General features: G+C 62.0%; 7 protein-coding genes. 4 read left to right on the top strand and 3 right to left on the bottom strand.

Annotated features, from left to right (window positions below):
* Positions 1-15 precede the first annotated feature (15 nt).
* Complete coding sequence (locus MKS85_RS11600; RefSeq protein WP_310662876.1) at positions 16-1,476, bottom strand: efflux transporter outer membrane subunit; 1,461 nt, start codon at positions 1,474-1,476, stop codon at positions 16-18.
* 222 nt (positions 1,477-1,698) lie between these two features.
* Between MKS85_RS11600 and MKS85_RS11605 the strand changes: the two genes are divergently transcribed.
* The 3 genes from MKS85_RS11605 to fabF are packed head-to-tail and all read left to right on the top strand — an operon-like array spanning position 1,699 to position 7,231.
* Complete coding sequence (locus MKS85_RS11605; protein ID WP_305466166.1) at positions 1,699-2,808, top strand: efflux RND transporter periplasmic adaptor subunit; 1,110 nt, start codon at positions 1,699-1,701, stop codon at positions 2,806-2,808.
* Positions 2,805-5,885, top strand: a complete 3,081-nt coding sequence (locus MKS85_RS11610; protein WP_139049743.1) for an efflux RND transporter permease subunit — start codon at positions 2,805-2,807, stop codon at positions 5,883-5,885. The genes MKS85_RS11605 and MKS85_RS11610 overlap by 4 nt, the downstream gene beginning before the upstream one ends.
* A gap of 56 nt (positions 5,886-5,941) precedes the next feature.
* Complete coding sequence (gene fabF / locus MKS85_RS11615) at positions 5,942-7,231, top strand: beta-ketoacyl-ACP synthase II (RefSeq protein ID WP_274090200.1); 1,290 nt, start codon at positions 5,942-5,944, stop codon at positions 7,229-7,231.
* Positions 7,232-7,242: 11 nt separating this feature from the next.
* On the opposite strand, the gene MKS85_RS11620 is transcribed toward fabF, so the two are convergent.
* A complete protein-coding gene (locus MKS85_RS11620) occupies positions 7,243-8,946 on the bottom strand; it encodes an ABC transporter ATP-binding protein/permease (protein WP_310662877.1) in 1,704 nt (567 codons plus the stop codon).
* Between the two features lie 199 nt (positions 8,947-9,145).
* Between MKS85_RS11620 and fhuF the strand changes: the two genes are divergently transcribed.
* Positions 9,146-9,829: a siderophore-iron reductase FhuF gene (fhuF, locus tag MKS85_RS11625; RefSeq protein WP_310662878.1), complete on the top strand. Its 684-nt coding sequence runs from the start codon at positions 9,146-9,148 to the stop codon at positions 9,827-9,829.
* A 339-nt stretch (positions 9,830-10,168) separates the two neighbouring features.
* Here the strand turns inward: fhuF and MKS85_RS11630 are convergent, their stop codons facing one another.
* On the bottom strand, positions 10,169-11,815 hold the full coding sequence (locus tag MKS85_RS11630; protein ID WP_076384126.1) for a cyclic peptide export ABC transporter: 1,647 nt from the start codon (positions 11,813-11,815) through the stop codon (positions 10,169-10,171).

The following is an 11,815-nucleotide window of genomic DNA, read 5'->3' on the forward strand; positions in this document are numbered from 1 at the left end:
CGTCACCTGGTTACGTCATCGACTTGCCACAGGCTCGGCGTGAGAAGGCTGCCAGCCACCACCCAGTGCCCTGAACGCGGCGACCGCCGCTCGTGCCGATTCGGTTCGCGCTTGCGCTCGGGAATCGGAAGCTCGCAGCAGTTTTTCGTCGGCTTGCAGGACGTCGATGAGGCTGGCGGTGCCTTTCTCATAGGCAATGAACGAGGATTGACGAGCCTGAGTCAGAGCTGTCTCTGCTGCGGTGAGGGTGGTTGCCTGGGCTTCGCGATTGACCAACGAGGAGAACGCGTTCTCGACATCCTCGCTGGCGCGCAGCGCGGACTGGCGATAAGCGGCCAGGGCCTCGGCTTCCTGCCCCTTGGCTTGATCGATCTGTGCGTTGATACGGCCAAAGTCGAAGAGCCTCCAGCGCAGTCCCAATACACCCGCCGACTGGCTGGCGCCGCCGGTAAAAAGGTTGCCGGCGGATACGGCGGTGGCGCTACCGAGCAGCGCGCTGAGGGAGAATTTTGGATAGTACTCAGCAACGGCCTCTGCGATGCGTGCATTGGAGGCCGCTAGACGGCGCTCGGCCACGATGAGATCGGGCCGGCGGCGCAGCAGATCGGCCGGCGTTCCCATGGCGGTTATCTGGGGTGCCAGAGGAATGCTCCGCGCATTGGCCAGTTGTGTGCGATGCGTGCCGGGCGGCGTGCCGAGCATGATGTCCAGTGCGTTCATCGCAGCATCCAGGCCAATTTGCAGGACCGGCACTGTCGCTTGTACCTGTGCCAAGGCGCCCTCGGTCTGGCGAACCTGATAGCTGGCGGCGAGGCCCTTGCTGTAGAGCAGTTGGACCTTCTCCAGCAGTTCCTGTTGCGTTTTGACCTGTTGGTTCGCAATGCCCAAACGGGTCTGCAATCCGCGGACAGTGATGTAGATGTCGGCGGTCTGCGCAGCGACGGCCAGGCGGGTGGCCGTGGCGCCCGCTGCGGACGCCTGGTATTCGGCCAGGGCGGCCTCGCGTGACCGGCGCAGGCTGCCAAACAAATCGACCTCCCAGCTGGCCCCGAGGTTGAGTTCGTAAGCGCTTCCATACCGATCATAGCCAGGCGTTGAATTCAGCACCTGGCCGAGTGGGGTTTCGACTGACTGATAGGCTCGCGCGGCCTGGCCGCTGATATTGCCCGAGGGCAGCAAAGCAGCATTGGCCGCACCCAGGCCGGCCCGCGCCTGCGCGACGCGCGCCGAGGCCTGCGCCAGGTCCAGGTTCTGCTCAAGTGCCTTGGCGACGAATTCGGTCAGCGCTGGGTCATCAAAGCCTTCCCACCAAGCTACGAGACTGGCCGGCATCGTCGCGGGCCGCTGTTCGACAGAGGGCTGACCGAGGAAACGGTCCGATAGCGCAGTGTCCGGACGGTGATAGTCCGGACCAACGGCGCAGCCTGCCATCAAGCTGGCACTCAGTATCAGAGCAGCGGGGTGGAGTGGCGACATGGAGATTCCTGAAGTGGAGATTGATGTGTGACCATATTATATATTGGTCACTTTCTGTCAATGAACTCCTCATGGGTGGGTGCTCTCGCTGGTGGCTATAGTCGCAATAAGTGTTGAGAGAATTGTAATTTAGTCTCTGGCCGCAATAGTTGTGACCATTGACAGTATTGGTCACGCGCCAGAGAATGTGACACCAGTTTCTATTCTTTAAGTAGGGAATCTATGCGCCGGCTTCGACCTGTCACCCTTGCCGCTTGCTTGTTGCCTCTCGTCCTGACGGCGTGTGGCGACTCTTCCACCGTCCAAGATCCGCGCACGCTCGCTCCTTTGGTGAGGGTCTCTGAAGTTCAGGATTCGTCCGGCCTCTGGCGTTCATTCACCGGAGTCGTAGCGGCTCGCGTCCAGAGTGACCTGGGTTTCCGAGTGTCGGGCAAGGTGCTTGAGCGTCTGGTCGATACCGGTCAGACCGTCAAGCGTGGTCAGCCGCTCATGCGTCTGGATCCCATCGACTTAGGCTTGCAAGCACGAGCGCAGCAAGAAGCTGTCGCTGCCGCCAAAGCCCGAGCCAAACAGACCGCAGATGACGAGGCTCGTTATCGTGAGCTGGTGGCCGCAGGCGCCATTTCCGCATCGGGCTACGATCAGATCAAAGCCGCAGCCGATACCGCGAAAGCACAACTCAGCGCCGCGCAAGCTCAGGCTGACGTGGCCCGGAATGCGTCGGGCTATGCCGTACTGCTGGCAGACGCCGATGGCGTGGTCATGGAGACGCTCGCCGAACCCGGGCAGGTGGTCAGCCCTGGGCAGCCGGTGGTTCGACTGGCACGGGCCGGTCAGCGCGAAGCCATCGTGCAATTGCCAGAAACCTTGCGTCCGGCCGCAGGGTCCACCGCGCAGGCGACGCTTTACGGCAACACCTCGGCTGCTGTCACTGCCAAGCTGAGGCTGCTGTCGGATTCGGCTGACCCTGTGACACGCACCTTTGAGGCGCGGTATGTATTGGCGGGCGGGCTGGCCAATGCGCCGCTGGGTTCGACCGTCACCCTTCGGATCGCCGAAGACGCCGCGCAAGGGCCGGTCCTGCAAGTTCCGATCGCTGCCCTCTATGACCCAGGCAAGGGAACCGGTGTGTGGGTCATTGCCGGCGAACCGGCGAAAGTCAGCTGGCGGCCTGTTCAGGTCCTGGGCTTGAGTGACGACGCTGCCCGAGTTGCAGGTGAGCTCAAGGTTGGCGAGCGCATTGTCGCGCTGGGCGCGCATCTACTGCGCGATGGCGAGGAAGTGCGACTGAGCCCACAGGGTGACGTGAAGGTTGCCGGGGGCCGTCAATGAGTCTCAATTTATCGGCACTCGCCGTTCGCGAGCGCTCCATTACCGTGTTCCTGATCTTTCTGATTGCCGTCGCGGGTACCTTGGCGTTCTTCCAGTTGGGGCGTGCCGAGGACCCGCCGTTTACGGTCAAGCAGTTGACCGTCATCACTGCATGGCCGGGCGCGACTGCCCAGGAGATGCAGGACCAAGTCGCCGAGCCGCTGGAAAAGCGCCTGCAAGAACTGAAATGGTACGACCGCACGGAAACCTACACCCGTCCAGGTCTGGCTTTCACCATGGTCTCGCTGGTCGATCGCACGCCACCCTCGCAAGTGCAGGAGGAGTTCTATCAGGCGCGCAAGAAACTCGACGATGAGGCCACTCGGCTGCCGGCGGGCGTCATTGGGCCGATGGTCAATGACGAGTATTCGGACGTTACCTTCGCGCTGTTCGCCCTGAAGGCCAAAGGCGAACCGCAGCGCCTGCTGGTGCGAGATGCCGAAGCGTTGCGCCAGCGCCTGTTGCATGTGGCGGGCGTGAAGAAGGTCAACATCATCGGTGAGCAGCCCGAGCGAATCTTTGTGTCGTTCTCCCATGATCGACTGGCGACCTTGGGCGTCTCGCCCCAGGATATCTTCGCCGCGCTGAACAGCCAGAATCTGCTCACGCCTGCCGGCTCGATCGAAACCAAAGGGCCGCAAGTCGTCCTGCGGGTGGACGGTGCCTTCGATAAATTGGCGAAAATTCGCGACACACCGCTTGCGATCCAGGGGCGCACGCTGAAGCTCTCGGACGTCGCGACAGTCGAGCGCGGATATGAAGATCCGGCCACTTTCCTGGTTCGCAATAACGGCGAAGAGGCGCTGCTGCTGGGGATCATAATGCGCGAGGGCTGGAACGGCCTGGACCTGGGCAAGGCACTGGACGCCGAGACGACCAAGATCAATGAAGGCATGCCACTGGGCATGACGTTGACCAAGGTCACCGATCAAGCCGTGAACATCGACTCGGCCGTCGGTGAGTTCATGGTCAAGTTTTTTGTCGCGCTGCTGGTTGTCATGCTCGTTTGCTTTCTCAGCATGGGCTGGCGTGTGGGCGTTGTGGTCGCAGCCGCCGTACCGTTGACACTGGCGATAGTGTTTGTGGTGATGGCGGCCACCGGAAAGAACTTCGACCGGATTACCCTGGGTTCGCTGATCCTGGCGCTTGGGCTGTTGGTGGACGACGCGATCATCGCGATCGAAATGATGGTGGTAAAAATGGAGGAGGGCTACGACCGGATCAAAGCCTCCGCGTATGCCTGGAGCCACACCGCCGCGCCGATGCTGTCCGGTACCCTGGTGACGGCGATTGGCTTCATGCCCAACGGCTTTGCGCAATCGACCGCCGGCGAATACACCAGCAACATGTTCTGGATCGTCGGCATCGCCCTGATCGCCTCCTGGGTCGTCGCGGTGGCTTTTACCCCTTATCTTGGGGTGAAGCTATTGCCGGACATCAAGCCGGTCGAGGGCGGTCACGCGGCTATCTACAACACCCGCCATTACAATCGCTTTCGCCAGGTCCTGACCCGCGTCATCGCGCGCAAATGGTGGGTGGCCGGCACCGTGGTCGCGACATTTGTCGTGGCGATTCTCGGCATGGGCCTGGTCAAGAAGCAATTCTTCCCGACCTCAGACCGTCCCGAGGTGATGGTCGAGGTGCAGATGCCCTATGGAACCTCCATCGAGCAGACCAGCGCCGCCACGGCCAAGGTCGAGGCCTGGTTGCAAAAACAGGATGAGGCGAAAATCGTCACCGCCTATATCGGTCAAGGTGCGCCGCGCTTCTACCTGGCGATGGCGCCGGAGCTTCCTGACCCGTCCTTCGCCAAGATTGTGGTGCTGACGAGCAGCCAGGAGACCCGTGAAACCCTCAAGTTCCGTCTTCGCGAAGCGGTCGCCGAAGGGCTCGCCCCGGAGGCGCGGGTGCGGGTGACTCAACTGGTGTTTGGTCCGTATTCGCCATTCCCCGTGGCCTACCGGGTCATGGGGTCCGACCCATCAACGTTGCGCGAGATCGCCGGTCGGGTACAGGACGTCATGCAGGCGAGCCCGATGATGCGGACCGTCAATACCGACTGGGGGCCACTGACGCCGACGCTGCATTTCAGTCTTGATCAAGATCGTTTGCAGGCGGTGGGCCTGACCTCGAATGCCGTCGCCCAGCAGTTGCAGTTCCTGCTCACGGGGGTGCCGATTACGGCGGTTCGCGAGGACATCCGTTCGGTGCAAGTGGTTGGTCGCGCCGCAGGTGATATTCGACTCGATCCCGCCAAGATCGAAGGTTTTACCCTGGTGGGCACGGCGGGACAGCGTATTCCGCTGTCCCAGGTCGGCGAGGTGGATGTGCGCATGGAGGACCCAATCCTGCGGCGGCGTGATCGCACGCCGACCATTACCGTGCGCGGCGACATTGCCGAAGGCTTGCAGCCACCGGACGTATCGAGCGCAATCCTCAAACAACTGCAGCCGATCATGGACACCCTTCCTGACGGGTACCGGATCGAGCAGGCGGGGGCCATCGAGGAGTCGGGCAAGGCCGGCCAGGCGATCGTGCCGCTGCTGCCGATCATGGTTGCCCTGACGCTGCTGATCATCATCCTCCAGGTACGCTCAATCTCGGCGATGGTCATGGTGTTCTTCACCGCGCCGCTGGGATTGATTGGCGTGGTGCCGACCTTGCTGATCTTCCAGCAGCCGTTTGGAATCAACGCCCTGGTCGGCCTGATCGCGCTCTCGGGTATTTTGATGCGCAATACGCTGATTTTGATTGGGCAAATCCACCACAACGCGCAAGAAGGGCTGGACCCGTTCCACGCGGTGATCGAGGCCACCGTGCAACGGGCCCGGCCGGTGCTGCTGACGGCGCTGGCGGCCATCCTGGCATTCATCCCCCTGACACACTCCGTGTTCTGGGGGACGCTGGCCTACACGCTGATCGGAGGGACCTTCGTCGGCACCATCATGACGCTGGTGTTTCTGCCGGCGATGTATTCCATCTGGTTCAAGATCCATCCTGACAAACAGGTCCAAACTGAAACAGCGAGGCTGGCGTAAGTCAGCAGACGCATGCTGTTGTCAGTGGATGTCGACTGAGAAATGAAGAGGTTTTTATGATGACTGCCGAAGGTCAAAAGCGAATCGTCGTCACAGGTATGGGCATTGTCAGCCCCCTGGGTTGTGCAGTGGAAGAAGTCTGGCAGAGGTTGCTGGCAGGACGCTCCGGTATCCGTAACCTGTCTGGCGATATCACCGAGGGTACCGGCGTTGCGGTGGGCGGCCAGGTGCCGTCTCTGCAAGAGGATGCCGTTGCGGGGTATGACCCCGAGCGCTTCATCTCGGTCAAGGATCGCAAGAAGATGGACCGTTTCATCGAGTTTGCCCTGGTCGCCGCCGATGAAGCCCTGGCGCAGGCAGGCTGGCATCCGACGCAAGCCTCAGACCAGGAACGCACCGCGACGATCATTTCATCGGGCGTCGGTGGCTTTGGCGCAATTGCCGACGCTGTACGCACCACCGATGCGCGTGGGCCGCGCCGCTTGTCGCCATTCACCGCGCCGGCCTTTCTCGCCAACATGGCGGCCGGGCACGTTTCTATCCGGCATGCGCTCAAGGGGCCTCTCGGTGCGCCTGTAACGGCTTGTGCCGCCGGGGTGCAAGCCATTGGCGATGCGGCCAGGCTCATCAGAAGCGGTGAGGCGGATATCGCCATATGTGGCGGTACCGAAGCGGCGATAGACCGTGTGACCCTGGGCTGTTTTGCCGCCGCCCGCGCACTGTCCACGGGCTTTGCCGAGCACCCTCAGGAGGCCTCGCGTCCCTTTGATCGCGACCGTGACGGTTTCGTCATGGCCGAAGGGGCCGGGCTGCTGGTGATCGAGTCGCTGGAGCATGCCCTGGCCCGTGGTGCCAAGCCCCTGGCCGAACTGGTCGGCTATGGCACCAGCGCCGATGCCTATCACCTGACCGCAGGCCCGGAAGACGGCAGCGGCGCACGGCGCGCCATGCAGCAGGCTCTGCGCCAGGCGGGGGTCAGCCCTGCGGACGTGCAGCATATCAATGCCCACGCGACCTCCACACAGGTGGGCGATAACGGCGAGTTGGCAGCGATTCGCTCGGTGTTCGGGGCTGACTCCGGCGTGGCTATCACCTCGACCAAGTCCGCCACCGGGCATCTTTTGGGGGCGGCGGGGGGCATTGAAGCGATCTTCACCGTGCTCGCGCTGCGTGATCAGGTCGTACCGCCGACGCTGAACCTGCTTCATCCCGATGAAGCCGCAGAAGGGCTCGATCTGGTCGCCCTGAATGCCCGGAAGATGTCGATCACCCATGCGCTCTCAAATGGATTCGGGTTCGGCGGCGTTAACGCCAGCGTCCTGTTTCGTCGTTGGGATGCTAAATAGAGACGGCGAACTCACACCGGTTGCTTCACCTTCCGATGCACCCACCGTGCTTCGCTTTGCAGCTCCAGGACTTGCCAATGGAAGCGCTCAAGCGAAGCATTGTGGCCGACGCTGATCAGGATCGTTTCCGGCAGCGTCTCTTTGAGCAGTTGATAGCAGCGCGCCTCGTTGGTTGAATCCAGTGCCGAACTGCTCTCGTCGAGGAACAGCACCGTCGGGCGGGCTAGCAAGGCCCTGACGAACGCACAGCGTTGCTGTTCGCCGACGCTGAGGGTCTGCGCCCAGTCCCGCTCCTGCTCCAACAGATCGCTCAGGTGTTGCAGGCCGACTTGTTCCATGGCCTGGCGCAGCGCGGCATCTTCTTCGCGACGGGGTGGGTTGGGGTACCACAGCGCTTCACGCAGACTGCCCAACGGCAGGTAGGGTTTCTGCGCAAGCGTCAGGGCACGCTCACGGTCATAACAGCTTGAGCCGCGAGCGTGATGCCAAAGTCCGGTAATCGTGCGGATCAGCGTCGATTTGCCGTAGCCGGACGGCGCGCGGATCATCAGGCTGTCACCGGGCTTGAGCGACAGATTGAAGTTTTTGAACAACGGCCGGCCGTTCGGCAGCCAGATGTCCAGGTCCTTGATATCGAGACCGTCGGCCTGTTGTTCGAGCCTGACCTGGGACTTGACTTCAACGTTATCCAGGCGCTCCTGGAAGCCGATCAAGCGGTCGATCACCGACTTCCATTCCGACAGCTCCGGGAACACGCTCACCAGGTAGGCGATGGCGGCGTGCACTTCGCCGAAGGCCGCGCTTATCTGTGTCAGGCGGCCGAGGGGAAAGGCGCCGGCAAAGAACTGTGGCGCCATGATGAACATCGGGATGACCGTCGCGCTGCGCAAGTAGAAGGTCGAGTAGCCCATGATCAGCTTCTGTTTTTTCACCAGCGCCCAGAAGTTTTCCAGCGCCGCCTCCAGGCGGTGGTTGAAGCGTTCGTTCTCTACGACTTCGCCGCGGTATTGCGCTACCGAGTCAGCGTTCTCCCGCAGGCGGATGAGCGAGAAACGAAAATCCGCTTCACGTCGCTGCTGCATGAAATTCAGGCTGGGCAGCGCGCGTCCCAGCCAGAAGGCCAGGCCGGTGCCCAGGAGCGCATACACCAGGGCGACCCACACCAGCAGTCCCGGAATGACGATGGACTGGTCGTTGAATGGCACGCTGACCAGGCTTGAGGCCTGCCAGAGGATGTGCAGGAAAGAAAACAGCGACACCACCGACGTCAACAGGCCCAGGCTCAATTTGAGCGACTTGACGATGAACAGGTCGATGTCTTCGGCGATCCGCTGATCGGGGTTGTCGACCTCGGTTTCGGTCAGCTTCAGCTTCTGGTAGCGCTGGCTGCCCAGCCATTGATCAAGCATGTTGCGGGTCGCCCAGCGCCGCCAGCGGATGGTCAGCTTCTGCTGGAAGTGGAACGCGCCCACGGTGAAGGCGGCCGTGCCGATCTGCAGCAGGATGAACTGCAGGCTGCCGATCAGGAAACCGTGGTAGTCCAGGGCCTGCAAGGCATTATAAAAATGCAGGTTCCAAAAGTTGGTGAGGATGTTGACCCCGACCAGGCACAGGGTCATCAGCACGGTGGCCAACAGCAGTAACAGGGCCGGGTACTTTTCCTCGGATGCCCAGAAAGGCCGCGCGAGACGCCAGAAATTGCGGAGTGTGTGCATGTGGTCTTGGTGAGCCTGGTCGCTAACGACGTTGAGTTTGCAGGGGAGGGAGGATAGGATCAGCCAATGCTAATCGTTTGCATTAATTAGGGAAAGCCACGGGAGCCCCGTTATCGAATTTCCAGAATGGCTTAACCAGGCCTGGCCGCCGATACAGCGGGTCATTCGGCAGGAACCTGGTGATCAGCCTGCCATCGCGTTGAGCCAGCTTGCCGACCCTGGCGTACTGCAACCCTTGCTGACCCGGTTTGCCTTGCGTTACCCAGGGGTGAACCGCGCCGCCGTGGTTTCGCAGTGGTCGATGAACTACATGAGTATCGTCCTGCCGGCCACCCTGGCCTGTGTGCTGACGCGTCGCTGCGCGATCGAGTTCTGGGGCGAGGAGGCATTGCTGTTGCACGACGACGGCCAACCTGCGGCGCTGGGCCTGGCCGCCGGACTGTCAGCCTTGGACGCGGATGGCCGTGCGGTGTACTGGTCGCGGTTGATCCACGAGCACCTGGCGCCGCTGTTCAGCACATTGGCCACCGCCGGTGGCCTGGCCCCGAAAATATTGTGGGGCAACTTCGTTGCTATCTGGGACGGTGCCTTTGCCAGGATGGACCCTGACCTGTCCAAAGACGGTTTTGCCGAGGCGCACCAGTGGCTGGAACAGGTCACGGTGAACAACGGACGCTTGAAGCTGCGAGGCCTGCAACGCATGGTCGAATCACCGGCGCCGCAGATTTGCCCGTGCTTGCCATTGCGCCGGCATTGTTGCCTGCATTACCAACTGCACGAGCCGGTCGAAGGCCAACCGCCGGTGCTCTGCGAATCCTGCCCCAAACTGCACCGTCTGCCGCTGGCGGAGCAGGTGAGCTATTTGCATTACATCTATGAGTAGGGTTGGGCGCAGGTTTTGAACAGCCGCGGCCAGAAGAGCCCCACATTGTGTGGCTTGCATGAGTTCTTGTGGCGAGGGAGCTTGCTCGCGCCCGGCTGCGCAGCAGTCGTAAAACCTGGCAACTGTTTTTCCTGACACACCGTGCTCAATGGTTTTGGGGCTGCTGCGCAGCCCAGCGGGAGCAAGCTCCCTCGCCACAGGGTTTAGGGTTTCCTCACGAAAGCATTTGCGCCAGGGGCGCGGCGTCAGCCTGGGGAGCGACTTCACTGAGCTTGCCGTGTTCGATGCGGATCAGCCGGTCGGCCAGGCCGAAGTAGGCGTCGTCGTNTTAGGGTTTCCTCACGAAAGCATTTGCGCCAGGGGCGCGGCGTCAGCCTGGGGAGCGACTTCACTGAGCTTGCCGTGTTCGATGCGGATCAGCCGGTCGGCCAGGCCGAAGTAGGCGTCGTCGTGGGAGATGACGATCAGTAGTTTGCCGCGTTCGCGCAGGTCCGGCAGGATCCGGGTGTAGAAGAAGTGCTTGAACACCGGGTCCTGGTCGGCCGCCCATTCGTCGAACAGGTAGCAGGGGCGATCATCCAGATACGCACTGAGCAGCGCCAGGCGCTTGCGTTGCCCGGTGGACAACGCCAGCGTCGTCAGTTTGCCGTCCTCGATTTGCACCTTGTGGTCCAGTTGCAGGTGCACCAGGTAGTCCTGTGCCTGTTTCACCAGGTGCGGATCGTCGCCATCGAACAGGTTTTCGAACAGGCAGAAGTCGGTGAAGATCGCTGAGAAGTGCTGTCGGTAATGGTGATTGTCATTGCTCGAGGACACTTGTTCGTCGAGCATGACGTCGCCGCTTTCCGGCCGGTACAGCCCTGTCAGCAACAGCGCCAGGGTGGTCTTGCCGCTGCCGTTGCCGCCGGTGATGAACACCACTTCGCCGGCATTGAGGGTGAGGTCGATGGGCCCCAGGGTGAAGTGACCGTCCTCGCGCTCGCGGTAGTAAGTGTGGGTGACCTGGCGGCACACCAGGCTGCGAACCTGGGTCGGCGAGATCGTCTCGACGGTTTCGTCGGCGGTTTGCATCTCGCCTTCCAGGGCGCGGATCTTGTTCAGGGCCACGCTGGCCCGACCGAGGGTCGGCAAGGCGTGCATCAACTCCGACAACGGCGTGATCATGTAGAGGATCGCCAGGATATAGCCGGTGACCAGGCTCGCGCTCAGGTCGATGAAATGCGGCGCGGCGAACAGCACCACACCGATCAGCATGTAGAACACCGCATTGCCCCAGTTCAGGACCAGGGCGTAGATGCTCATGCCCCGCACGAAATCGCGGCGGTATTGCTGGCTCACCGGTATCAGCAGGCGGGTGAAGAAGTGCTGCCGGCGCGGATGGTTGAGTTGCAGTTCCTTGCTGCCATCGGTGAGCAGGCGGTACTGATTGAACAACTGGTCCTTGAGCTCGCGAGCACGGGAGATCGAGGTCAGCGCCCGACGTTGCGGCCAGTGAAAGCTCAGGCTGCCCAGGACGATCAGCAGCAGCGTCAGGCCGAGCAATGGCATGCTGAGCCAACCCAGGTAGCCGAGGCACGCGGCGATGATCCCGACGTTGACCAGCAGGATCGGCACCAACTCCACCGCCTGGCTGATGGTCTGCGTATCGTCGGTGAGCATCGCCAGCAGGCGATGCTTGCCCAGGCGCTGCAATTGCGCGTAGGGCGTGTCGATCAGCTTGGCGCTCAGGTGCAGGCGCATGTCGTTGACCGCAGCCTGGCCCAGGCGCAACAGGCTGATGTCGGAGATGATCCGCGACACCGCGACCAACACCACCAGGCCAGCGAAGAGCAGGCCATCCACCGGGCGCAGCTTGTCGAACACCTCCAGGCTGTGGTTGATGTTGGCGATCAGGCCGGCAGCCGCGAGGCCGCAGATCAACCCCGTCAGGGTCGCCACCAGCAGTGCGCGCCAGGAGCGTTTAGCCATGAGTAACAACAGATCCAT

Source organism: Pseudomonas sp. JL2, assembly GCF_031570495.1.
Taxonomy (GTDB): Bacteria; Pseudomonadota; Gammaproteobacteria; order Pseudomonadales; family Pseudomonadaceae; genus Aquipseudomonas; species Aquipseudomonas rhizophila.